Genomic DNA, 21,268 nt, shown 5'->3' with positions numbered 1-21,268 from the left:
GCGCGCATCGCAGCGAAGCAAAAGGGTTTTCGCATGTCACAGTCCACAGATCCAATCCCGTTTGACCCGGCCACCCTGCGGTATGATGACCGCGGCCTTGTGCCGGCCATTGCGCAGGATGCTGACAGCCATGAGGTGCTGATGATGGCGTGGATGAATGCGGAGGCCGTGGCGCGCACGTTGGAGACGGGGCGGGTCACCTATTGGTCGCGGTCGCGGCAGGCGTTCTGGATCAAGGGCGAGACATCCGGCCATGTGCAGGAGCTGGTGTCGATGGCGGTCGATTGCGACCGCGATTGCCTGCTGGTGCAGGTGCGTCAGACGGGACCTGCATGTCACACGGGACGGCGGTCGTGTTTTTACACCGATGTGACGGACGGGCCCGAGGTCGAGACGATGCAGCCGATGGTGTAAAGGGGGCTGTCTGCCCCCTCGGGCCATGCGGCCCTCACCCCCGAGGATTTTTCAGAACAGAGACGGCAGGCCGACCATGCGGCGGATATCCTGCGGCGTAGCGCCGTCGGCGCGGTAGCGGGCAATGGCGCGGGCGTCGTCGCGTTTGGCCAGACGCTTGCCCTGATCATCGCGGATCAGCCTGTGGTGGTGGTAAGTCGGGGTGGGCAGCCCGAGGAGGCGTTGCAGGACCACATGGATCTGCGTTGCATCAAAGAGGTCGGCGCCGCGGACGACATCGGTGATCCCCTGGGCTGCGTCGTCCATCACGACGGACAAATGGTAGGAGCCCACGAAATCCTTGCGCGACAGGACGATGTCACCGACCTCTGAGATGAGGTTGGTGCAGGTCACTGTTTTTGCTTGTCTGCCGGTGGGTTCTCCGGTTTCGGTGAATGCCACGGGGGTGGGGCCGATGGCGGACAATGCGCTTTGCATGTCCAACCGCAGGGCCGTGTCTGTGGGAATTGGTCCTGCGCGTCGTGTGGCGTCGCGGCAGGTGCCGGGATAGATCACGCCGTCCGGGCCAAAGGCCGGTGTCGCGCCTTCCTGGGGTGCGCTGAGGGCAGCGCGGATGTCCTTGCGCGCGCATGTGCAGGGGTAAAGCAGGGCGCGTTCGGTCCAGAGTGTTTCAAGCGCGGCCGTGTACGCAGTAGTGCGGTCCGATTGGCGCAGCGGTGCGGCGTCCCAGGTGAGGCCCAGCCATGTCAGATCGTCATAGATGGCCTGTTCCCATTCCGGCCGGGCGCGGGTGGTGTCGATATCTTCGATCCGGAGCAGGAAGGTGCCGCCGGCCGCGCGGGCCATGTCATGGGCCAGCATCGCCGAATAGGCGTGCCCGAGGTGCAAGGGGCCCGTCGGCGACGGGGCGAAGCGGGTTATGAATGTCACGCTTTTTCAAGCACGTAGACGGTCGATCCCAGGTCAATGCCGGGCAGGTGGGGCCCGTGTTCCTTGAAAAGGAGCCGCGCGGCGGCGCAATCCGTCCATTCGGCAATGCCTGCTTCGTTGGCGGGGTCTTCGAGCGCGTGATCGTTGAAGGAAAACACCAATCTGCCACCCGACGGCAACGCGCGCATCAGGAGGTGCAGCACGTCGATGGGGGCCGCGCCCGCGCCGATCACGCCGATGGCCGCGATGGCCGTGTAGTCACTGCGCGGCAGGGCGGCGCCGGCGTCTATGGTCTGGAGGTCGCGGTAGACACCTTTCGCCGCTGCGGCGTTGAGCATTTCCGTTGAGAGGTCGACGCCGTCGATGGTGTCAAAGCCCGCCAGCTTCAGGGCAAGGCCTGACAGGCCCGTGCCACAGCCAAAATCGAGGATCGGTGCGGCAGGATCGTCGACAAAGGATTTCAACGCCTCGGCGCAGCGGGCGGGCGTGGCATAGCCGTTTTCGGCCACTTCGGCCTCGTAGCTGGCGGCCCAGTCGTCATAGAGGGCGCGGGTGGCTGTGGCGTCACGGGCGGTGTAAGCCTTGTCGAGGAATGTGGTCATATCGGCAAGGTATGCGCCAAGATGCGGCGCCGTAAAGTGTGTTGCGGCGCCGGACTGGGGCGCTGCCCCAGACCCCGTGGTATTTTTAGCCAGAAGAAACAGGCGGTCAGGCGGCTTTGGCCTGGGGGGCGAGCCAGGCGTGCCAGTCGGTTTTTGCGCGGTCGGTATAGGCCTTGTACCGGTCCTTGCGGCCCCGGCGTCCGCCGCGCAGCCCTTCGACCGGGGGGAAGAGGCCGAAGTTGACGTTCATCGGCTGGAACGTCTTGGCCTCTGCGCCGCCGGTGATGTGGGTGATGAGCGCCCCCATGGCGGTGGTGTTGGGCGGGATGGGCAGGGACTGGCCCAGGATATCGCTGGCGGCCATGCGCCCGGCCAGCAGACCCATGGCGGCGGATTCGACGTAGCCTTCGACGCCGGTGATCTGTCCGGCAAAGCGGATGTTCGGGCGCGAGCGCAGGCGCATGTCGTCGGTCAGCAGGGTCGGCGCGTTCAGGAACGTGTTGCGATGGATGCCGCCCAGCCGCGCAAAGCGCGCATTCTCCAGCCCGGGGATCATTTTGAAAACATCGGCTTGCGCGCCGTACTTCATCTTGGTCTGGAAGCCGACGATATTGTAGAGCGTGCCGAGTTTGTTGTCGCGGCGCAGCTGTACCACGGCCCAGGGTTTGACATCCGGTGCGTGCGGGTTGGTCAGGCCCACGGGTTTCATAGGGCCGTGGCGCAGGGTTTCGCGGCCGCGTTCGGCCATGACTTCGATGGGCAGGCAGCCGTCGAAATAGCCTGCGGTCTCGCCCTCGTGGAATTCGGTTTTGTCGGCGGCCAGCAGGGCGTCGATGAAGGCCTCGTACTGGGCCTTGTCCATGGGGCAGTTGAGGTAGGCGGTGCGCTCTTCCTCGGTCTCGCCCTTGTCATAGCGGGACTGCATCCATGCCGCGTCCATGTCGATGCTGTCGAAATAGACAATGGGCGCGATGGCGTCGAAGAAGGCCAGCGCCTTGGCTCCGGTTTCCGCGGCGATGGCCTGGCCGAGCGCGGAGGAGGTCAGAGGGCCGGTGGCGATGATCCAGTGGCCGTGTTCGGGCAGTGCAGTGATTTCGCCGTACTCCACGCTGATATTGGGGTGCGCGGTCAGCGCATCGGTCACGGATTGGGCAAACGGATCGCGGTCCACGGCCAGCGCGCCACCGGCGGGCAGGCGATGTTTGTCCGCCGTGGCCATGATGAGACCGTTGGCCGCCCGCATTTCCCAGTGCAGCAGGCCCACGGCGTTCTGTTCGCTGTCATCCGAGCGGAAGGAGTTGGAACACACCATCTCGCCCAAAAGCCCTGTCTGATGTGCAAAGGTGCCAACTTTGGGCCGCATCTCGTGAATGACCACGGTCACTCCCATATTTGCCGCTTGCCACGCCGCTTCGGACCCGGCCATGCCGCCGCCCACGATATGTAATGTCTCTGCCATGCGGGCCATGTAGGGCACGGGGCCATTTGGCGCAACGCGTATCGGATGTAAGGGGGGAGTTTTGGGGTCGCCGCGTCGGAAGGTCGATCAGTGAGAGGCTGATCTGGAGGGACCTAGGGACCTGCGGCGACCCAAATCGTCATCGGTTGTTAACCGTGCCCCAGTTGTGCCCCATTTCCGCCCAATTCGCTAGGGCAGAGTTGGAAACTGTTTGGTGCAGGATGCGAAACGATGGGCCGAAACCCCTTGTTTTTCGGCGTATTTCCGCCGAAACCCATGGCGGGAACCCGCCGCTACTGTGTCCAGTTCGGGGCACGCTTTTCCAGAAACGCGTTAATGCCTTCCTCGGTGTCGCGGTGCATCATGTTTTCGACCATGGCGTCGCGGGTCATCTGATAGGCGTCTGCGACGGGGCGCTCCATCTGATCGTAGAAGGTGGATTTGCCGATCTTGACGGCCGCAGCGAGCTTGGCGGCGATCTGTTCGGCGAGCGCCGTGGCCTCATCGGCGAGTGCATCGGGCGCTACCGCCCGGTTGATCAGGCCCAACTCCACGGCCTTCTCCGCTTCGATGAAATCGCCGGTGGTCAGCATCTCGAACGCTTGTTTGCGCGGGATGTTGCGGCTGAGCGGGACCATGGGGGTTGAACAGAAGAGGCCGATGTTCACGCCGTTGACGCCGAACCGTGTGCCATGGGCGGCCACGGCCAGATCGCAGGTGGCGACCAGTTGGCAGCCGGCGGCGGTGGCGATGCCGTGCACCTGCGCGATCACGGGTTGGGGCAGGGTGCGGATGCGGGTCATCATTGCCGTACACCGGTCAAAGAGGTCGGTGAAATAGGCGCGCCCGCCATCTTCGGCCTGCCGCCCGGCGGTCATCTGCTTGAGGTCGTGACCGGCACAAAACGCCTTGCCCGCGCCGGACAGGACAACGGCGCGCACCGATGGGTCCTTGGCGATGTCATCCAGCGTGCCATGAAGGGCGGCCAGCATCTCCTCGCTCAGCGCATTGAGCCGTTCGGGCGCGTTCAACCTAAGGTGCGCGACAGCCCCCGTGACCTGACGTTCCAGAAGTGCCATCTTGTCCTCCCGCAGATTTGCGGCCAACCCTAGGTCAATGGGGAAGGAAGGAAAAGCATGTCCGTTGTGATGAGCGCCGACGACATGAACGCATTCTTGGAGACTGCGTTTCTGGAGGTCGCGGGAGAGTTCCATGTGGAAGAGGTGAGCGAGGCGCAGGTGGTGCTGCGGCTCAATGTTGGAGAGCGGCATTTGCGGCCCGGGGGCACCGTGTCGGGGCCTGCTATGTTCGGGCTGGCGGATGTGACGGCCTATATCGCGACGCTGGCGCGGATCGGGCCACGTGCGCTGGCGGTGACCACAAATTGTTCCATTGATTTCATGCGCAAGCCTGCCGCGGGGGTCGATTTGCTGGGCACGGGGCGGCTTTTGAAGCTGGGGCGGCAGCTTTCGGTTACAGATGTATTGATACATTCCGAAGGGATGGAGGCGCCGGTGGCGCGGGCCAGCCTGACCTATGCCATCCCACCGCAGGGCGTCGATCTGTAACGAAAAAGACGGCCGGGACGTAACCCGGCCGCAAGGAAGAGGTCTGGCGGTGCCACGGGGATGTCACACCCGCCAGAACACCCGCCGAGCCTCATGATCAGCCTCGGCGCGTGTCAGTCCCACGTCCCGCAAAAGGTGCTCTGGCAAGTCTTTGAGCGCCAGACGCGTGCGGCGATGCGTGGCCCATTTCGACAGCAGCACCGCCACACGCAGCGCCACGACGGATGCGACCGGCATACGGTTCTGGGCCGTCAGGTACGCAAGGTGGGACAGGGGCGATTGGATCTGCTGTGCCATGGGAAATCTCCTAAATTGTATTGACACAATGTGGCGGTATTGCCATGAGTAAATGGGTACAATACCGTTTCGACCGACGCTAGGGAAACATTGTAATGGATACAATTTGGCGGCCTGACCTGCTCGATGCGCCGGGACCGAAATACAAGACTGTCATGCAGGCGATCCGTGACGCCATCACGACAGACGCGTTGCGTCCCGGTGACAAGTTGCCCCCGGTACGCGATCTGGCGTGGAAGCTGGGGATCACACCGGGCACGGTGGCCCGCGCCTATACACTTTTGACCGATGACGGCGCGTTGGTGGCCGAAGTCGGGCGCGGCACGTTCGTGGCGAGGCCCGACAGCAAGACGCCTTTGCTGGCGGATGTCCCGCTTGAGGTCGACAGCGCCACGCACAATGCCGAAGCGCAAAGCTGGCACGTCAATCTGTTTTCGCCGCATTTGCCGAGCGTGGGGCAGGCCCCTTTGATCCGAAAGCTGATGGCGCAGATTGCGCAGGACCCGCCCTCGGGGCTGATGCATTACCCTACGCGCTCGGGCGGTCAGCCTGCGCGCGCGGCGGCGGTGCAGTGGTTGGGCACCGCACCGCTGGGGTCTTTTGGCCCGGATGACGTGGTTCTGGCCAATGGGGGGCAGAACGCCATTCTGATGATCTTTCAGACCCTGTTGCAGGGGCGGCGTCCCGCCGTGCTGGTCGAAGAACTGGCATATCCCGGCTTTCGCCGTGCGGCTGAGCTGCTGCGCGCGGATGTGATTCCGGTGGCGATGGATGCGGACGGCCTCATCCCGGAGGCGCTCGAGGCCGCCGCGCGCACCCATGATGCGCAGATCCTGTGTATCTCGCCCGAAGTGCACAACCCGACGCTGGGATTTACGCCCCAGAACCGGCGCGCGGCGCTGGTGGATGTGGCGCGGCGCTGCGATCTGCAAATCCTGGAGGACGATTGCTACCGGTTGGGAGAGGCGCAGGCGCCCACGTTCCGCATGCTCGCACCCGAGCGCAGCTGGTACATCTCGTCGATTTCGAAATCCATCACGCCCGCCTTGCGCCTTGGCATTGCCGTGGCCCCGCCGGGGCAGGCCGCCGCACTGCGCCGGACGTCCGAATATTCGTTCTTTGGCCTCGCCACACCGCTGACGGACCTGTGCGCCGCGTTGCTGGTGCATCCTGATCTGCCGCCGGTCATGGAGGCCGCGCGCCTTGGCATCGGGACATATGTGCAGCGTGCGGTGAACATTCTGGGCAGCTTTGATCTGACCTGGCGTGCGGACGTGCCGTTCTTGTGGTTGCGCCTGCCTGAAGGGTGGCGGGCCGGGGCGTTTGTGCAGGCCGCCGAGGGGCAGGGGGTGCGCATCCGGGCGGCGGAGGAATACGCCTGCCGCGACGCGCGTGCGCCGCACGCAGTGCGCTTTGCGATCAATGCGGGGCTGAGCCTCGACAGTTTCGAGGCTGGGTTGATGCGCCTGCGCGACCTGCTGAACAATCCGCCGGATGTGATCGGCGTCTGAGCCGGGTTACTTGCTGGCGTTGGCCAGCACGTTCTGAAACGGGCTTGAGTATCGGAACTGACCCAGATGGTGCACACCGGGTCCGATATATCCCATGATATCAACCCCTTCGGTGTCCACGACCCGTTTGCAGAACGAAAAATCCTCGGACGTGTAGGACCCGTCGTCGCCGCGCATCAGCCCGAAATAGTTGCGATACCGGTCCCCGATGCCGAACAGCGTGGCCAATGTGTCGTGAATTTCGGGCGCGTGCCCTTGCCGCGCCACTTCTTCGAACACGCGCCGGGCAATCAGGACGCAGCCCATGCCGATCCCCTCGACCGGCGCAAACGCATTGCCATAGCGCAACTGCCCCTCGGGCAGGCGCACAGGGTAATCGGAGGCCAGCGCCTTGGCGGTGTCCACATCTTTGCCCGCCTGCGCATGGGCATGGAACGCCTCGAGGTCCAGCTTGCGGCGCGCATAGACAGCGCCAATGAAATCATGTCCGGATTCGAGGTAGTGTTCGAACACCCGCATCTCGATTTCCATATCCGTGTCGAGCATCAGCAGATGCGTGGCATCGGACCGTTCGACAAAGCTGTGCGCGATGACATTGCGGTTCAGCACCACATCGGACGAGCGCACGGCGTAATAATCAAACGCGATGCCCCGTTCGGACAGCAGCACCGACAATTTCGCAACCGTGTTGGTGTACCCGAACAGGCAATTGTCCGTGGCATAGGGGCTTGCGATGATGATCTTCATGATGAAATGCCTGCCTTGGCCGTGAATACGCATTGATTGCGCGTCATGGCGGATGTGGCAACCGCCCGGCGTCAGTTCGTGGCCCGCTGTTGCAGATTACAGCAACCCGCCAGCCCCCCACGCCAGGCCAAACGCGATGGTGGCAGCCGACACGAGGGCGGCGAACGCGGCCAGTTTCCACGTCGAAAACGGCCGCTCGCCATAGGCACGCCCGTCAATGCCGCACACCACCACCTTCTTGGCGCGGCCTTCGTAGGTATAATGCAGGATCCAGACCGGCAGCAGGATGCGGCGGTAATGAATGCCGCTGGTGTGCGTGTGATAGCGGATGTTGTGCACGCCCGATTTGCCCACATCCCGCTTGATCTTGTTGCGCAGGAGCAGGTCCTTGTCGTCGGCATTCGCCTTCAAGCCCTCCGCCACCGTCTGGTGATGCTGCTCGGCGGCAAACCCCGCGATATAGCCGGGCCGGAACGGACGCAGGCGGCGCGGGTCAAACTCGTGCAGGATGCCATCCCGGATCAGGGGCGTGACATGGGGCGAGGCCGGCACAAGCAGGTCATTGAACGACACCCGCATGTTGCCGCGCGTGCGCCGCCGGGTCACGCGTTTGCCGCGCCGCTCGGTGTAGTTGGCCCAATACTCAACCGCTTCCTCGCTGTCGAAGGTCCAGAAGGGCACGTATATGCCCGCCACGCGCCCCTTGCCCACGATCCCGGCAAGATCATTCGGCGCGGCAAAGCGTTTGCCGACCCATGCGGTCACCGCCTCCTGCGCGGTGGCGCGCGGCACACGGTAGGGGATCAGCGCCATCGTCTCGAACGCGCTGTCGCCCTGACGCAGGACCACCGGCCCGTCACAATAGGCGCAGCGTTCGCTCAGGCTTTGACCGACAAACACCACATCGCCGCCGCAGGTTTCGCAGTGATGCACCACCTGTGCATCCGTGGTGCGCGGGTCTTCGGTCCCGGCATCTGGGTCATAGGGGAATTCCGCCTCGGCCAGGTGATCGTCAGGCGTCTCGAGCCGTTCCGGCGTGCCGCAGCTGTCGCAGACAAGGCATTGCTGCGCCGGATCATACAGCCGCTGACCCGCACAATTGCTGCATTGCAGCTCTTTCTGGATGATTTCGGGGCTTTGCATCAGTCGGACTGCGCCAGTGCGGCGGCGATTTCCAGAACGATCTGGAGCCGCAGCCAAGACCGCGCAATCGCGCCGTCCAGATCCCCGGTATAGCCCCAGTCGCCGATCACCGTGGCCGCAAACCATGTGGCCAGAAGCCAGAAGCCAATCACCGACCACCCCGCCAGATTGCGCAGGAACCCGGCAGAGCCGACACGCAATTCATGGCGTGCCTCGTGCACCATCACCATCTTGCGGATCATCGGGATGCCAAATGCGGTCGACAGCAGCATCAGCACCACTCCGGCAAGCACAGGGCCGATCAACTGTTCCATGGGGCACCTCGCGGGTGGGTGGGCGTCTGTGTCCGGTTCTGACGGTGGGCGCGCCAAAATGCAAGATCAGGGCGTTTCATGATGGGGTATAATAATACCTTAATTTCAAGTGATTGTTTTGCAATGATTATTAGTCTGTTTCGCGCGTTGACGTGGTTGAATGCCCTCCATATAACCGCGCAATCTTGAACGTCCCTCTGAATTCGGATGCACACATGAAAACCTATACCGCAACACCTGCGGACATCGACAAGAAATGGATCATCATCGACGCCGAAGGCGTGGTGCTGGGCCGTCTTGCTTCGATCGTCGCCATGCGCCTGCGTGGCAAGCACAAGCCGTCCTTTACGCCCCACATGGATTGTGGCGACAATGTCATCGTCGTCAACGCTGACAAGATCCAGCTGACCGGCAAGAAGCGTGAAGAAAACCACTACTGGCACACAGGCCACCCCGGCGGGATCAAGTCGCGCACCAAGGCGCAGATCCTCGAAGGGGCCCACCCCGAGCGTGTCGTGACGCTGGCTGTGAAACGGATGCTGCCCGGCAACCGTCTGAGCCGTCAGATCATGACCAACCTGCGTGTCTATGCCGGGTCCGAGCACCCGCACGAGGCACAAAGCCCCGAAGTTCTGGATGTCGCATCCATGAACAAGAAGAACACGCGGAGCGCATAAGACATGGCTGACGAAATCAACACACTCGAAGACCTGCAAGCTGTGGCTGGCGACGCCGCCCCGGTTGAGGTCGAGATGGAACCGCGCGAGCCCGTCCGTGACGAGCTGGGCCGGTCCTATGCGACAGGCAAGCGGAAGGATGCGGTCGCCCGCGTCTGGATCAAGCCCGGTTCGGGCAAGGTCACCGTGAACGGCAAGGACATGAACAAGTACTTTGCCCGCCCCGTTCTGCAGATGATCCTGGCGCAGCCGTTCACGGTTGCCGGTGTCGAAGGCCAGTTCGACGTGACCGCCACGGTCAAGGGCGGCGGTCTCAGCGGTCAGGCCGGTGCGGTCAAGCACGGCGTGTCCAAAGCACTCCAGCTTTACGACCCCTCCCTGCGTGGCGCTCTGAAAGCCGCAGGCTTCCTGACCCGCGACAGCCGCGTGGTCGAGCGTAAGAAATACGGTAAGGCCAAGGCGCGTAAGAGCTTCCAGTTCTCCAAGCGTTAAGCGTCATTTCCAAGACATGGCAAAGGCCGCTCCAATCCGGGGCGGCCTTTTTCGTTCAGTTGTGTTCGCAGGCGACATAGCCTGTGCCCAGATCGGCCAGCGTCTTGAGCGGTTGCGATGGGCGTCCGGTGAAATGCGCAACCCCGGCCCACCCCGAGGGGACGACGGACGTGTCGCGGGTGAAATGCACAAAGCCAAAGGATTTGTTGTCGATCCGACTGGTCACATAGCCGTTTGCATCGCGCACATCGTCCCGTCCCTGGGCATTGAGCACAACCGTCTGCATGCGCCCCGTCCCAAAGCCCAGCGGGTCCACGCCTTGCGTGCAGCCCTCGAACACATAGCGGTCGTCGATCCGCCCCGATTTGATCGTCGGGTCCATACGCACGCCGCTGTTACCGACCACGATCTGTTGCGGCAGCGCGGCCTGCGGTGTGATCGCGTTCTGAAAGATATGCAGGTGCGCGGCAAGCACGGCCTTCAGCCCGCACGTGGTGTGGTCATAGGCCTTGCACGCCGCCGGGCCATTGCGCGACATCACCGCGCGCAAGAGGCTGCCGGTGAACGGATCGGCCTGTGCCGGCGGGTTGGGATAATCATCCACCGCCCAGAGCGGTTTGTGCATCAGGAACCAGGCGCTTGGCCCGGCAGCCCCCCAATTGACCGTGTTGGCCGCCGTCACGGCTGCTGCCATGTCGGTCATTGCGGCCTGATGACGGTTGGAGTGCGATCCCCAGGATGCGGTTGTGTCGATGACGATGAACCGGTGCGGATCCTGCATCCCGGCGGACCGGTCCGCCACGTCGAAATAGAACGTGTCGCTCATGCCGGTGCCGCTGCAATTGCCCTCGGACGGCGCAAAGAAGTAGAACCAACCAAGCCCGGCCAGAGAACAATCCTCGTGGTTGCCGCGCACAAAGACCCAAGGCGCCTGCGCCAGCAGCCCCAGGCGGACCCGCTCGAAAAAGTCGCTGTCCCACATGTCCATCGTCTTTTGCTTGCGCTCATCGTCATAGCGGTAATCGCCAAGGTGCACGACGAATTCCGGGCGCTCGGCGGCGGCCAGTTCGGTGACTTTCTTGAACATGAACTGCGTGATGTTCTTGTCGGACATGTTCGCGGAATCGCAATCTTGCACGCCGCGGTGGCTGCGGAAACCGCGACACCCGGTGTCGCCGAACGCAACAAAGGTTGGCGGCCCGCTGGCCCCGACACTGGCCGCACCGGCCAGCACCACGGGTTTGCCCTGGCTCTGGGAAAAGGTGATTGCCGTGGTGTCGTCCGTCACGCTTTTGACCAGAGCGATCGAGGTCGCGTCGGCTGGCGGCGTGGTTTCGCACACGATCACGGGGAATTTCGTGTGCGGCGATGGGTGCCTCGAGGCGGCGTCGGGCGAGTTTGTCCGCTTGTCAAAACGGAGCGCCTCGGTGCGCGTGACACTGCCACGGGTGATGCGTGCGGCGAATTGCGGACAGGCCGCATCCGGGTCGGTCGTGATCACCACCCGCAGCGACAGGTTCAGATCGACAAAACCCGATACATCTGCGCCATTGGCTGCGGATCCAAGAACCTGCGTCCACGCGGCATAGACCTCGTCGTTGGCATGCGCAGGCGCGCCCAACCCGGCAACCGCGCCCACCAGCAGCGCAAAAATACGTCTCATGTAATCATCCTTTCGTGCAATGCGGGAAGCGTTGCATGCGTCGGAACAATTACAAAGGGAAATGTGACGTGGCCGCGGGTAGCGCGATCCTAGCGGTCGGGCGGGATCAGGCCTAGGCCGCGCAGATAAATCCCGATCCCGGTTTCCAGAAGGTCTTCGGGCGGAAAGGGGGAGGCGCGTCCGGGCGAATTGCGCGCAAAGAGCTCCACGACACCGTGGCTCATGGCCCAGATATGGGCCGAGAACATCGAGGCGGGCGGGCGCTTGTCTTCGGGGATGTGTTCGCTCAGATCGCCCGCGGCCTTTTCCAGCACGGCATTGGCGCGCGTGGCGACATCGGCCAGCTCTGGCGTGCGGTTCGTGGAAATACCGCTTTCGAACATTGCGATGTAGTGGCCCGGAAACCGCCGCGCAAAGGCGAGATACGCGCGGCCCGTGGCCTCGAACGCAGCGAGCGCCGAAGGTTGGCCGGATTGATAGGCGTGCTCCATCAGGTCAGCAAAGATGCCATAGCCCTGGCGCGCGCACTCCGCGATCAGATCCTCGCGCCCCTCGTAATGGCGATAGACGGCCGCCGGGGTCACGCCCGCCTGCTTGGCCGCCTCGGACAGGGTGAACCCGGTGGGGCCCTTGTCCTCGATCAGCTGCAAGGCCGCTTCGATCAGCGCCTGACGCAGATTGCCGTGGTGATAGCCGCGTTTAGGCATCCCAGATATCGGGTCCGCCACAGATCAAAGGATCAATGTCACCAATGGCTTGCGCATCTTTGTTCGTGTAATCCAGCCCGTGCAGAACGGTGCGGATCGCGTTCAGCCGCGCGCGTTTCTTGTCATCGGAGCGCACGATGGTCCAGGGTGCGCGGGCGCTGTGGCTGCGCTCCAGTGTTTCGCGGATGGCGGCGGTGTAATCGTCCCACTTCTTCAGCCCCTCGACGTCGATCCAGCTCAGCTTCCACTGTTTCAGAGGGTCGCGTTCGCGCGCCATGATGCGGCGCAATTGTTCCGCGCGGCACACGTTCAGCCAGAATTTGAAGACGTGGATGCCGTCTTCGATCAGCATCTCTTCGAAGGGTTTCACCTGGGCAAAGAAGTGTTCGCGTTGTGCATCCGTGCAGAACCCGAACACCTGTTCCACCACGCCGCGATTGTACCAGCTGCGGTCGAAGAACACGATTTCACCGCCCGTGGGCAAGTGTCTGATATAGCGCTGGAAATACCATTCTGCGGCTTCGGTTTCGGTGGGTTTGGACAGCGCCACGACCCGCGCGCCGCGCGGGTTCAGGTTCTCGCGGAACCGCTTGATCGTGCCGCCCTTGCCAGCCGCATCGCGGCCCTCGAACACGCAGGCAATACGCGCGCCGGTTTCCTTGGCCCAATCCTGCATCTTGACCAGCTCGATCTGGAGCGCGTCCATCTCGCGCTCGTACGCCTTGCGCTTCATGCGTTCGGAATGGGGATAGGTGGGCGTGAGGATATCCCGCTTGTCGGCGTTGCCGATCTTGTCGCGAATGTCATCCGGTGCACCGGATTGATAGAATTCGGTGATGGCACCGTCAAAGGGGAGGCTCATGGGCTGCTCCAAGTTACTGCTCTTAACATGAATATGGGGCAGCGGGCGCTGTAACGCAAACGCGGTCTAGTTGGCGATCCGGTCGATGGCGGCGATCACGGCGTCCGGGTTTGTGTGCTGCGGCATGTGACCGACCCCGGGCAGGACGGTCAGGGTGGCATTCGCGATCTGACCGGGCAGTTTCGCGGCGTGGATATCCAGCGGCACAATCGTGTCGGCGTCGCCATGGATCGCTTCGACCGGGACGGTGATGTCGCCGTACCGTGCGGACATCTCCACCACGTGCGGGCGCAGCCAGTTCACCTGCCGTGCATTGGCGCGCATCGACGCGCGGCGCAGGGTCAGGGCAGGGCCGACATAGTCGACATAGCCTTCGGGCGCCGCCTGCGGGGCAAAGATATTGCCGATGACGGAGTTGATGTAAGCCTCTGGCACAAAAGCGGAAAAGAGCGGCACGGCGAGCGCGCCGCCCGCGGCGGACCCGTTCACATTGTATGTCCAGTCAAGCTCTCCCGGCCAGGGGTTGGCCACACCGGCCACCGACACGATCCCGGCGAGATCGTCGAATTCCAGCGCCCAGGCCAGCGCCACGATGCCGCCAAAGGAATGGCCGACCACAATCGGATTTTCGACCCCGAGCGCATCCGTCGCTCCCTTGAGCAACCGCGCCTGTTCGATGGGCGAGGCGTGCGCGCTGCTCCAGGCGCGTTTGTGCTCCGGCGCGATCTGTTCCGTCCAGCCCAGGCCCGGCCGGTCCAGCATCGTGACCCGGTAGCGGTCCTTGATCCGGTCGGCAAAGGCAAAGCTCCAGTCGCGGGTGTTTCCGGACGCGCCATGGATCAGCACCACATCCGGCCCGCTGCCCACCTGTTCGGCATGCACCATCACACCGCCCACATCGACCATCTGCCCCCGGGGCGGAAAGGCGGCGGCGGCGTCGCGTTCACGCTTGGCGGCGAGGAATTGCACCGTGCCGATGGTCGCCAGAACAACCACGGCCAACAGGATCAGCGTTGTTTTCATGTCATCCCCGCAGGTCAGTCCGGTCCTGACCGATCCGGTCCATTTCGTACGGAGTGGTCAAATAGATCTCGGCCAGCCAGTTGCCATAGAGCAGATGCGCATGGCTGCGCCAGCGGTTCGAAGGCGTCTGTGACGGATCGTCCGAGGGGAAGTACCCCACGGGCAGGTCGATTTCGGCCCCTTCGACCTGCACATTGGCCAGATCGCGGTCATATTCCTGTTTCAGCGTGTCGCTGTCGTATTCAAAGTGGTTCAGGATGTAGATCGCGCGGTGGTTCGGATCCTCGATCAGGCAAGGGCCGGTGACGTCCGAGCCCAGCAGGATCGGCAGGCCCGCAGCCGTCACCTCATCGCTGCGCACTTCGGTCCACCGGGACACCGGGATCACGCAATCATCAGAGAACCCGCGCAAATAGGGCGACGCAGGCGCAAGGTTCGCGTGCCGGTAGGTGCCGAAGAGTTTCCGGTCGAGCATGTGCTTGGGCACGTTGTGGAAGTGGTGCAGCATCGCCATCCCGCCCCAGCACACGCCAAAGGTGGAATGCACATGGGTCTGGGTCCAATCCATGACCTCGCGCAGCTCGTCCCAGTAATCGACCTCCTCGAAGGGGAGGTGTTCGATGGGTGCACCGGTGATGATCAGCCCGTCGAACTTTTCATCGCGCACGTCGCGGAACGGGCGATAAAAGCTGTCCATATGGTCGGACGCGGTGTTCTTGGCCTCGTGGTCAGACATGCGGATCAAGGTCAGCTCGATCTGCAGTGGCGTGGCCCCAATCAGGCGCGCAAACTGCGTCTCCGTCTGGATCTTTTTGGGCATCAGGTTCAGCAGCCCGATCTTGAGCGGGCGGATGTCCTGACGGGAGGCACGGCCCTTGTCCATCACCATCACGCCCTCATCCGTCAGAACGGAATAGGCGGGCAGGTCGGAGGGCAGGGTAATGGGCATCGTGTCAGTCCGTTTGATCAGTCAGAGGCGCAGACTTATGCGGGCGCGCCACGACGCTCAAGGGCGCGGGCGATGAGATCGCTGAAATCCGCTTCACCTTTGAGCGAGGCAACCTCGTCCGCGGTCACGGTCACGCCCCACCGCGCCATCGCCTCATAGCGCGGCTGACGGTGGGCCAGCGCGCGGGCATAGGTCCAGCGGACAAAGGCATCGGGGTCCACCTTGTCCGGTGCATCTCCCGTCTCGGCCAGGTATCCGCTCCAGCAGTCCAGAAGGAAGCCCGGTTGATACGCCATGGGTTTCGGCGCGCGGTCAAACCGTTCGATCAGCGCGGCGGTATGCGCCGCGTCGCCCTTGATCCAGACGGGCAGGCCCACGGCAGACAGCGTTGTCATCAGCGGATCGGCGTCATCCTCGGCATCGACCCATTCACAGATCGACCCGCCCGTGTCGCAGATGAAATGCGGATAGCCATAGAGCCGCTGCGCCCGGTCCGCGAAATGGCCGGTGTCTTGCAGCGCCGCGATTTCCGATGTGCGGAATTGTTCCTGACGGCGGCGATAGTCGTCGATGGGCAGGCCGCCCTTGGCCGGATCGCCGGGTTTGCCCAGATAGGTGGACACGGGGCTGAGGTTATCAAAGGTGATGTTGGACCCGATATAGATCGAATCGCTCATCAGCAGGTCACGCAGAAACGGGACCTTCATCGCCTCCGCCTTGGCATTGTCGGTAATGTATTCACCCATGTACCGCGTGCCGATGCGGTAATCGATGGAGTAGTGGAACCAGTTGCCGGAGGCGCGCAGGGTGGTGGACATGTGCGTCTTGCCCAGCCCGGACATGCCAAAGACCAGCACGCGCCGCGTCTGTGCCGCGCGCCATGCGTTCGCATCCCCGTAGAGCATGTGCGCCCCCTTGATCCCCGTGTTTCTTTGGGGCGTCCTAGCGGGGTGCGGGGGACCGGTCAACGCCGCGCCGCACCAAGCGGGTCCAGACGCGACCGTCCAGGATCACAAGACCAAGGGCCAGAAGCCCGAAACCGACAAAGGCATTCGGGCTCAGTGCTTCGCCACGCACAAGCGCGCCAAGGGTGATGGCCACCGGCGCAATCAGCAGCGTCACCAGCATCAGGTTGCCGGATCCCGCCATGGCCAGCACGCGGTAATAGAGCAGGTAGGCGCCCGCCGTCGCGATGATCGCATAATATGCAATGGCCAGCAGGGTGTCCGGTTGCAGGGCCAGTGTGATCGGCCCTTCGACAAACCAGGCCAGCGGGACGGTGATCAGGCTCGACCCGGTGAGCATGCCGGCGGCGGCCACCTGAGGCGACAGACCGCTCAGAAACTGCCGGGCAAAGGCGCCCGCAAACGCATAGCTGATCGTGCCGCCGAGAATGGCCAGCTGGGCGAGGCTGCGCAGGTCGAAATTGCGAAAGTTCTCCAGACCGATGGCCGTCGCTACACCGAGGAACCCCAACGCCACGCCCACCGCTTTGCGCAGCGTCATGCGTTCGTCCGCAAAGACAATGGCCGCGACAATCACGCCAAAGATCGCCGTGGCCGCATTCAGGATCGATGTCAGCCCGGTTTCGATATGAAGCTGTCCCCACGCCATCAGGCCAAACGGGATCACGTTGTTCAGCAGGCCCATGGCAAGAAACGCCAGCCACAGGCGCGGATCGCGCGGCACAGGCAGGCGCATGACAACCACGACTGCCCACAGCGCCAGCATCGCCCAGAAGGTGCGGTGCGCCACCGACGTCAAAAAGCCGACCTCATCCAGCGCGATGCGAATGGACAGGAACGATCCACCCCAGATCAGCGCGAGCAACAACAGCTCGCCCCAGGCGCGGCCGGACAGGGATTTTTGCGATGTCATGGGGTGTCAATGACAGGCCGCTTCGGTCCATGCCACCCGTTTCTTGCGCAAAGAAAAAACCCGCCTCGCGAGAGACGGGGTTTCCTGATTGTATATGTGGTCGGGATCAGAAGTTGTAGCCGATCCGCAGGCCGACAGCGATGGCGTCGTTGTCGTTGAAGTCTGCCTGGCCCACAGAGGAGTTCACAAGCTGGTCGCCGGGGACGATGTAGCTGATGCCGCCCGAGATGGTCATGGCGTCCATCTTGTATTGCGCGCCAATGGCCACAGCGGATGTACCCGTGGTCGGGGCCAAGGCCGTGGTTGACGGTGTCACGCCCGCGCTTTCATAGGTGAACGAGATCGAACCCGACCATTGTTCGTTGAACCGGCGGCCCACACCCAGCGAGTAGGTCGTGGTGTCGTTGGCAAAGTTCACATAGTTGATCGAGCCGATGGCACCGCCCAGCAGCGCCGTGTTTGCAGGCGTGGTCAGGTTGAACCCGTCATAGAGCGACCGGCGGATCGACCCGAAGAGGAGCGTATCCTCGGCGATGCCGGTCTGGAATTCGAGGTTGATGCTTTCGGGGAAATCGACGGTGAACGATGTTGCGCCGCTGCCGGCCGCAACGCTGCGGGTGGCGTCGGTGAACACCGATTCCGTGCCGTCGAAATCTGCGGATGCTTCGCTGTTATAGGTCAGCGCGACGCGCAGCGCGATGTCCGGAATTTCGTATGCCACGCCCACGACGCCGCTGAAGGCCCAGTCGCTGTCCGCCTGGATGCTCACCGGTGCAAGACCGCCCGGCACGGGGGCTGCGGTGAAGGTGTCGATGGACCCGTCAACCTGCAGTGCACGGATACCACCGATCACCGACCAGTTGTCGTTGAATTTGTAGCGTGCAATCGCCGAAATCTGCTCGGAGCTGACCGACGCGCCACCACCGGCAAAGGGCGAGACCAGTGGATATTGAATATCCGCGCCATAGGGCTCTTCGATGATCAGCGCGACGCTGAGCTTTTCGGTAAGGTCGGTTTTGTAGGCAAAGCTGAGCGCGTTGTAGTCGCCCAGCGGGTTGGCGACGCTCAGGTTCGAGGCCTCGGCGCTTGGCATGATACGGCCCAGACCGAACTGAACATAGCTGCCTGTTTCACCACCTTCTTCGAAGATGGGCGAGATGAACTGGCTGGAGCGGTCGATGCCGCCGGCCTGTGCGGTAACGGCTGAAGCAGCGACAGCTGCCGCCGCGAGTGCGCGGGTCTTCATGTTGTAATCCTCCCAAGGCCGCGGGTGTAGAGTGGATGCGGCGTTGGGACGCACTAGGCCAATTTCAAGGCCCAAAGGTCAATATTTACGCAGGGGCAGTTTCTTCCAAGTGACGGAGCGTCATAAAACTGTGACCCGATCGCCACAACCAGCGGCTATCCGCGGGTTTCCCACCATAGGTTGAGGTAGTTTCCGCCGAAGATGATCAGCGCGCCCACAAGGACCCAGATGTCGATGGCCTCGCCATAGACCAGCATGCCGACCACGGCGATTGTGGGCAGGCGGGCAAAATCGATGGGCACCACGACGGTCGCGGGCGCCATCGACAGCGCCTTGGTCAGACAGAAATGCGCGAGCAGCCCGGCACAGCCAATCAGGACAACCCACGGCCCCGTGGTCCAGTCGGGCAGGGCAACGTCGCCATCGAACCCGGCGGTGACCACGCCCATGACCAACTGGGTCGTGGTCAGCCAAAACAGAATCGACACGATCTGTTCATGGCGGGTCAGCCGTTTGGTCAGCATGATGGTGATGGCAAAGAAGATGGCCGATGATGCGGCGGTGATGACGCCGGTGTTGATCCCCGCCATATCGGGCCGTGCGACGATCAGGATGCCCGTGAACCCGAGCAGCGCCGCAATCGCCCGCACCAGTGTAAGCCGTTCGCCCAGAACCAGCGGGCTGAGCAGGATGACCCAGATGGGCGTGGTGAATTCCAGCGCAAAGACCTGCGCCAGCGGGATCAGCGTCACCGCATAGAACCACAGGTTCTGTCCGGTGAAATGCGCGGCGTTCCGCATCAGATGTGTGCCGATGCGCGCGGTCTGCACCTGCCGCCATGTGCCGGTGGCCACGGCGAGGGTCAGAACGATGACCACGCCGACGAGGCTGCGGTACATCATGATCTCGAACGTATCGAGCGACGCGCTAACCTCTCGCCCCGCCACGGCCATGACGGAAAACGACGTGATCGTACCAATCATCCATAGGGCCGCGCGCAGGGTCGTCGACATGGGTTAACGCGCCGCCATCAGCAGAGCGCGCGCAGGATCGGCCTGCACCCTCGTGCGTGGCGCGCAGGTCTCGCGCTCGGTCGTGGGGGTCATTCCCATTCGATGGTTCCGGGTGGTTTCGACGTGATGTCGTAGGTCACGCGGTTGATGCCCGGCACTTCGTTGATGATCCGCGTTGCGGTTTCGCCCAGGAAATCGTGGCTGAACGGATAGTAGTCCGCCGTCATGCCATCCACCGATGTGACCGCGCGCAACGCACAGGCATAGTCATAGGTCCGCCCGTCGCCCATCACGCCAACGGTCCGCACCGGCAGGATCGCGCAGAACGCCTGCCAGATCTCATCATAAAGCCCGTGTTTGCGGATCTGGTCGATATAGACCGCGTCGGCCTCGCGCAGGATTTCGAGCTTGGGCCGCGTGATTTCGCCGGGGCAGCGGATGGCAAGGCCGGGACCGGGGAAGGGATGGCGTCCGATGAAATGCGCGGGCAGGCCAAGTTCGCGACCCAGGGCGCGCACCTCGTCCTTGAACAGCTCGCGCAGCGGCTCGACCAGTTTCAGCCCCATCTTCTCAGGCAGGCCGCCCACATTGTGGTGCGATTTGATCGTGACCGAGGGGCCGCCGGAAAAGCTCACGCTTTCAATGACATCCGGGTAAAGCGTGCCTTGGGCAAGGAACGCGGCCCCTTCGATCTGATCTGCGTATTTCTGGAACACGTCGATGAACAGGCGGCCGATGATCTTGCGCTTGGTCTCCGGGTCGGATTGCCCGTCCAACTCGCCTAGGAACAATTCGGTCTCGTCCGCATGGATCACGCTCAGGTTCATGTGGTCGCGGAACATGCCGACGACCTCTTCGGCCTCGTTCTTGCGCAACAGGCCATGGTCCACGAACACGCAAGTGAGTTGGTCGCCGATCGCCTCGTGGATGAGCGCTGCGGCGACGGAGCTGTCGACACCCCCCGACAGGGCGCAGATCACCTTGGCATCGCCCACCTGATCGCGGATTTTCTGCACCGCCTCTTCGCGATAGGCGTTCATGGTCCAGTCGCCCTTGAACCCGGCCATCTTCACGAAGTTTTCATAGAGCGTGGCACCCTTGGGGGTGTGGTGCACCTCCGGGTGGAACTGCACCGCATAGAACTGCCGGTCCGTGTCGGCGGTGATGGCATAGGGCGCGTTGGGTGACGTGCCGTAGACCGCGAAACCGGGGGCCAGTTGCGCCACGTGATCGCCGTGGCTCATCCAGACCTGTTCGGGGCCGTCCGCGAACCAGCCGTCGAGCAGCGGCAACTGTCCCTGCGGCTCCACGAAGGCGCGCCCGAATTCGGCCGTACCGCCCCCGCCCGAGATTTTGCCACCGCGCACTTCGCCGCCCAGCTGCTGCATCATTACCTGCTGCCCATAGCAGATGCCGAGGATCGGCACGCCCAGGTCAAATATGCCTTCGGGCGCGCGGGGCGATCCGTCCCGCGTCACCGAATCCGGTCCACCGGAAAAGATCACGGCGCGCGGCGCGAACGCCTCGACAAAGGCCATGTCGACATTCTGGTAGGGGTGGATTTCGCAATACACGTTCAACTCGCGCAGGCGGCGCGCAATGAGCTGCGTCACCTGGCTGCCAAAGTCGATGATGAGGAGGCGGTCATGGATCGGGTTGGTCATGGTGCTGCAATATGCGCGGGCTGGCCCGGTGGCAAGCGTCAGCCGGTCGCCGGATGGAAACAGAACCGCGCGGCGATGTCGTTTTTTTCCCTGCTGTGGCGCTAACCGC

General features: G+C 63.2%; 23 protein-coding genes. 5 read left to right on the top strand and 18 right to left on the bottom strand.

What is annotated here, in order from left to right; all coding sequences use genetic code 11:
* Positions 1-54: 54 nt before the first annotated feature.
* Entirely contained in the window at positions 55-414 is a 360-nt protein-coding gene (gene hisI / locus ACERHN_RS19805) for a phosphoribosyl-AMP cyclohydrolase (RefSeq protein WP_415922778.1), read from the top strand.
* Between the two features lie 51 nt (positions 415-465).
* On the opposite strand, the gene gluQRS is transcribed toward hisI, so the two are convergent.
* The 4 genes from gluQRS to ACERHN_RS19785 all read right to left on the bottom strand — a co-directional run bounded on the left by gluQRS (position 466) and on the right by ACERHN_RS19785 (position 4,484).
* The gene (gluQRS, locus tag ACERHN_RS19800) at positions 466-1,344 is read right to left on the bottom strand and encodes a tRNA glutamyl-Q(34) synthetase GluQRS (protein ID WP_415920729.1); all 879 of its coding nucleotides are present in this window, start codon (positions 1,342-1,344) and stop codon (positions 466-468) included.
* Positions 1,341-1,946: a class I SAM-dependent DNA methyltransferase gene (locus ACERHN_RS19795; RefSeq protein ID WP_415920728.1), complete on the bottom strand. Its 606-nt coding sequence runs from the start codon at positions 1,944-1,946 to the stop codon at positions 1,341-1,343. Before ACERHN_RS19795 ends, gluQRS begins: the two co-directional genes overlap by 4 nt.
* Positions 1,947-2,052: 106 nt before the next feature.
* Positions 2,053-3,405, bottom strand: coding sequence for a methylenetetrahydrofolate--tRNA-(uracil(54)-C(5))-methyltransferase (FADH(2)-oxidizing) TrmFO (gene trmFO / locus ACERHN_RS19790; RefSeq protein ID WP_415920727.1), 1,353 nt, complete (start codon positions 3,403-3,405; stop codon positions 2,053-2,055).
* A 293-nt stretch (positions 3,406-3,698) separates the two neighbouring features.
* Positions 3,699-4,484 carry an enoyl-CoA hydratase gene (locus ACERHN_RS19785; protein WP_415920726.1) on the bottom strand — a complete coding sequence of 262 codons (786 nt, stop codon included), beginning with the start codon at positions 4,482-4,484 and terminating at the stop codon, positions 3,699-3,701.
* Positions 4,485-4,541: 57 nt separating this feature from the next.
* Here ACERHN_RS19785 and ACERHN_RS19780 point away from each other — a divergent pair, with 57 nt between their 5' ends.
* Positions 4,542-4,973: a PaaI family thioesterase gene (locus ACERHN_RS19780; RefSeq protein WP_415920725.1), complete on the top strand. Its 432-nt coding sequence runs from the start codon at positions 4,542-4,544 to the stop codon at positions 4,971-4,973.
* A 63-nt stretch (positions 4,974-5,036) separates the two neighbouring features.
* Here ACERHN_RS19780 and ACERHN_RS19775 read toward each other — a convergent pair whose 3' ends face one another.
* Positions 5,037-5,270 carry a DUF1127 domain-containing protein gene (locus ACERHN_RS19775; RefSeq protein ID WP_415920724.1) on the bottom strand — a complete coding sequence of 78 codons (234 nt, stop codon included), beginning with the start codon at positions 5,268-5,270 and terminating at the stop codon, positions 5,037-5,039.
* A gap of 95 nt (positions 5,271-5,365) precedes the next feature.
* On the opposite strand from ACERHN_RS19775, the gene ACERHN_RS19770 reads away from it, so the two are divergent.
* The gene (locus ACERHN_RS19770) at positions 5,366-6,781 is read left to right on the top strand and encodes a PLP-dependent aminotransferase family protein (RefSeq protein ID WP_415920723.1); all 1,416 of its coding nucleotides are present in this window, start codon (positions 5,366-5,368) and stop codon (positions 6,779-6,781) included.
* 6 nt (positions 6,782-6,787) lie between these two features.
* Here ACERHN_RS19770 and ACERHN_RS19765 read toward each other — a convergent pair whose 3' ends face one another.
* From ACERHN_RS19765 to ACERHN_RS19755, 3 genes are all read right to left on the bottom strand, one after another.
* Positions 6,788-7,528, bottom strand: a complete 741-nt coding sequence (locus tag ACERHN_RS19765) for a hypothetical protein (RefSeq protein WP_415920722.1) — start codon at positions 7,526-7,528, stop codon at positions 6,788-6,790.
* Positions 7,529-7,624: 96 nt separating this feature from the next.
* The gene (locus ACERHN_RS19760; RefSeq protein WP_415920721.1) at positions 7,625-8,671 is read right to left on the bottom strand and encodes a hypothetical protein; all 1,047 of its coding nucleotides are present in this window, start codon (positions 8,669-8,671) and stop codon (positions 7,625-7,627) included.
* Positions 8,671-8,985, bottom strand: coding sequence for a hypothetical protein (locus tag ACERHN_RS19755; protein WP_415920720.1), 315 nt, complete (start codon positions 8,983-8,985; stop codon positions 8,671-8,673). The genes ACERHN_RS19760 and ACERHN_RS19755 overlap by 1 nt, the downstream gene beginning before the upstream one ends.
* Before the next feature lie 215 nt (positions 8,986-9,200).
* Between ACERHN_RS19755 and rplM the strand changes: the two genes are divergently transcribed.
* Positions 9,201-9,662: a 50S ribosomal protein L13 gene (gene rplM / locus ACERHN_RS19750; RefSeq protein WP_415920719.1), complete on the top strand. Its 462-nt coding sequence runs from the start codon at positions 9,201-9,203 to the stop codon at positions 9,660-9,662.
* A gap of 3 nt (positions 9,663-9,665) precedes the next feature.
* Positions 9,666-10,154, top strand: coding sequence for a 30S ribosomal protein S9 (rpsI, locus tag ACERHN_RS19745; protein ID WP_415920718.1), 489 nt, complete (start codon positions 9,666-9,668; stop codon positions 10,152-10,154).
* A gap of 55 nt (positions 10,155-10,209) precedes the next feature.
* Here rpsI and ACERHN_RS19740 read toward each other — a convergent pair whose 3' ends face one another.
* The 10 genes from ACERHN_RS19740 to guaA form a co-directional block, all read right to left on the bottom strand.
* The gene (locus ACERHN_RS19740) at positions 10,210-11,817 is read right to left on the bottom strand and encodes a metallophosphoesterase (protein WP_415920717.1); all 1,608 of its coding nucleotides are present in this window, start codon (positions 11,815-11,817) and stop codon (positions 10,210-10,212) included.
* Positions 11,818-11,906: 89 nt separating this feature from the next.
* Positions 11,907-12,524 carry a TetR/AcrR family transcriptional regulator gene (locus ACERHN_RS19735; RefSeq protein ID WP_415920716.1) on the bottom strand — a complete coding sequence of 206 codons (618 nt, stop codon included), beginning with the start codon at positions 12,522-12,524 and terminating at the stop codon, positions 11,907-11,909.
* Entirely contained in the window at positions 12,517-13,386 is an 870-nt protein-coding gene (gene ppk2, locus ACERHN_RS19730; protein ID WP_415920715.1) for a polyphosphate kinase 2, read from the bottom strand. Before ppk2 ends, ACERHN_RS19735 begins: the two co-directional genes overlap by 8 nt.
* A gap of 66 nt (positions 13,387-13,452) precedes the next feature.
* A complete protein-coding gene (locus tag ACERHN_RS19725; protein WP_415920714.1) occupies positions 13,453-14,409 on the bottom strand; it encodes an alpha/beta fold hydrolase in 957 nt (318 codons plus the stop codon).
* A gap of 1 nt (position 14,410) precedes the next feature.
* On the bottom strand, positions 14,411-15,358 hold the full coding sequence (locus ACERHN_RS19720) for a homoserine O-succinyltransferase (RefSeq protein ID WP_415920713.1): 948 nt from the start codon (positions 15,356-15,358) through the stop codon (positions 14,411-14,413).
* A gap of 35 nt (positions 15,359-15,393) precedes the next feature.
* Positions 15,394-16,263: an ATPase gene (locus ACERHN_RS19715; RefSeq protein WP_415920712.1), complete on the bottom strand. Its 870-nt coding sequence runs from the start codon at positions 16,261-16,263 to the stop codon at positions 15,394-15,396.
* Positions 16,264-16,300: 37 nt separating this feature from the next.
* Positions 16,301-17,236 carry a DMT family transporter gene (locus ACERHN_RS19710; RefSeq protein ID WP_415920711.1) on the bottom strand — a complete coding sequence of 312 codons (936 nt, stop codon included), beginning with the start codon at positions 17,234-17,236 and terminating at the stop codon, positions 16,301-16,303.
* 106 nt (positions 17,237-17,342) lie between these two features.
* Positions 17,343-18,482, bottom strand: coding sequence for an OmpP1/FadL family transporter (locus ACERHN_RS19705; protein WP_415920710.1), 1,140 nt, complete (start codon positions 18,480-18,482; stop codon positions 17,343-17,345).
* Between the two features lie 155 nt (positions 18,483-18,637).
* A complete protein-coding gene (locus ACERHN_RS19700) occupies positions 18,638-19,495 on the bottom strand; it encodes a DMT family transporter (protein ID WP_415920709.1) in 858 nt (285 codons plus the stop codon).
* A gap of 89 nt (positions 19,496-19,584) precedes the next feature.
* The gene (gene guaA / locus ACERHN_RS19695; protein ID WP_415920708.1) at positions 19,585-21,159 is read right to left on the bottom strand and encodes a glutamine-hydrolyzing GMP synthase; all 1,575 of its coding nucleotides are present in this window, start codon (positions 21,157-21,159) and stop codon (positions 19,585-19,587) included.
* Positions 21,160-21,268 lie beyond the last annotated feature (109 nt).

The organism is Tateyamaria rhodophyticola, assembly GCF_047777875.1.
GTDB lineage: Bacteria > Pseudomonadota > Alphaproteobacteria > Rhodobacterales > Rhodobacteraceae > Tateyamaria.
The sequence above is the reverse complement of the archived record's forward strand: the minus strand, read 5'-3'. Positions and strand labels throughout refer to the sequence as shown.

Excerpts from the sequence above, each read along its gene's own strand:
- guaA (WP_415920708.1), bottom strand. The coding sequence starts at position 21,159 with ATGACCAACCCGATCCATGACCGCCTCCTCATCATCGACTTTGGCAGC.
- ACERHN_RS19720 (WP_415920713.1), bottom strand. The coding sequence starts at position 15,358 with ATGCCCATTACCCTGCCCTCCGACCTGCCCGCCTATTCCGTTCTGACG.
- ACERHN_RS19705 (WP_415920710.1), bottom strand. The coding sequence starts at position 18,482 with ATGAAGACCCGCGCACTCGCGGCGGCAGCTGTCGCTGCTTCAGCCGTT.
- rpsI (WP_415920718.1), top strand. The coding sequence starts at position 9,666 with ATGGCTGACGAAATCAACACACTCGAAGACCTGCAAGCTGTGGCTGGC.
- ACERHN_RS19735 (WP_415920716.1), bottom strand. The coding sequence starts at position 12,524 with ATGCCTAAACGCGGCTATCACCACGGCAATCTGCGTCAGGCGCTGATC.
- ACERHN_RS19700 (WP_415920709.1), bottom strand. The coding sequence starts at position 19,495 with ATGTCGACGACCCTGCGCGCGGCCCTATGGATGATTGGTACGATCACG.
- ACERHN_RS19710 (WP_415920711.1), bottom strand. The coding sequence starts at position 17,236 with ATGACATCGCAAAAATCCCTGTCCGGCCGCGCCTGGGGCGAGCTGTTG.
- ACERHN_RS19785 (WP_415920726.1), bottom strand. The coding sequence starts at position 4,484 with ATGGCACTTCTGGAACGTCAGGTCACGGGGGCTGTCGCGCACCTTAGG.
- ACERHN_RS19755 (WP_415920720.1), bottom strand. The coding sequence starts at position 8,985 with ATGGAACAGTTGATCGGCCCTGTGCTTGCCGGAGTGGTGCTGATGCTG.
- ACERHN_RS19775 (WP_415920724.1), bottom strand. The coding sequence starts at position 5,270 with ATGGCACAGCAGATCCAATCGCCCCTGTCCCACCTTGCGTACCTGACG.
- ACERHN_RS19795 (WP_415920728.1), bottom strand. The coding sequence starts at position 1,946 with ATGACCACATTCCTCGACAAGGCTTACACCGCCCGTGACGCCACAGCC.
- ppk2 (WP_415920715.1), bottom strand. The coding sequence starts at position 13,386 with ATGAGCCTCCCCTTTGACGGTGCCATCACCGAATTCTATCAATCCGGT.
- rplM (WP_415920719.1), top strand. The coding sequence starts at position 9,201 with ATGAAAACCTATACCGCAACACCTGCGGACATCGACAAGAAATGGATC.
- ACERHN_RS19770 (WP_415920723.1), top strand. The coding sequence starts at position 5,366 with ATGGATACAATTTGGCGGCCTGACCTGCTCGATGCGCCGGGACCGAAA.
- ACERHN_RS19760 (WP_415920721.1), bottom strand. The coding sequence starts at position 8,671 with ATGCAAAGCCCCGAAATCATCCAGAAAGAGCTGCAATGCAGCAATTGT.
- ACERHN_RS19780 (WP_415920725.1), top strand. The coding sequence starts at position 4,542 with ATGTCCGTTGTGATGAGCGCCGACGACATGAACGCATTCTTGGAGACT.
- trmFO (WP_415920727.1), bottom strand. The coding sequence starts at position 3,405 with ATGGCAGAGACATTACATATCGTGGGCGGCGGCATGGCCGGGTCCGAA.
- ACERHN_RS19740 (WP_415920717.1), bottom strand. The coding sequence starts at position 11,817 with ATGAGACGTATTTTTGCGCTGCTGGTGGGCGCGGTTGCCGGGTTGGGC.
- ACERHN_RS19715 (WP_415920712.1), bottom strand. The coding sequence starts at position 16,263 with ATGCTCTACGGGGATGCGAACGCATGGCGCGCGGCACAGACGCGGCGC.
- ACERHN_RS19725 (WP_415920714.1), bottom strand. The coding sequence starts at position 14,409 with ATGAAAACAACGCTGATCCTGTTGGCCGTGGTTGTTCTGGCGACCATC.
- ACERHN_RS19765 (WP_415920722.1), bottom strand. The coding sequence starts at position 7,528 with ATGAAGATCATCATCGCAAGCCCCTATGCCACGGACAATTGCCTGTTC.